1 protein-coding gene is annotated in these 452 nt (G+C 62.4%); it reads right to left on the bottom strand.

Going from position 1 to position 452, the window contains the following annotated elements; all coding sequences use genetic code 11:
• Positions 1 to 452, bottom strand: a 452-nt coding sequence (locus LE190_RS21465; protein WP_225240611.1) for an aminotransferase class I/II-fold pyridoxal phosphate-dependent enzyme, incomplete at both ends; no start/stop codon positions are given.

Here is a 452-nt window from a genome sequence, read left to right as displayed (position 1 = left end):
CTCATTGCCGACCGCAAAGCCCATGCGCCAGCCGGCCATCGAATAGGTCTTCGACATCGAGGTAAATTCGACGGTGACGTCGATCGCGCCGGGCACCTGCAGCACCGAGGGCGGCGGGTTGTTCTCGTCGAAATAGACCTCGGCATAAGCAAGGTCGGACAGGATCAGGATCTCGTGCTTCTTCGCGAAGGCGACGAGATCCTTGTAGAAATCGAGGCTCGCGACATAGGCGGTCGGGTTCGAGGGATAGCAAACGACCAGCGCCAGCGGCTTCGGGATCGAATGTACGATCGCCCGCTCCACCGCCTCGAAGAACTGCGGCGTCGGCTCCGAGGGCACCGAGCGGATCACGCCGCCAGCCATCAGGAAGCCGAAGGCATGAATCGGGTAGCTCGGGTTCGGACACAGGATGACATCGCCAGGCGCCGTGATCGCCTGCGCCACGTTGGCAA

The sequence above is a fragment of the Massilia hydrophila genome, assembly GCF_020208145.1.
Lineage (GTDB): Bacteria > Pseudomonadota > Gammaproteobacteria > Burkholderiales > Burkholderiaceae_D > Telluria > Telluria hydrophila.
This window is presented reverse-complemented; position numbering and strand designations above follow the sequence as displayed.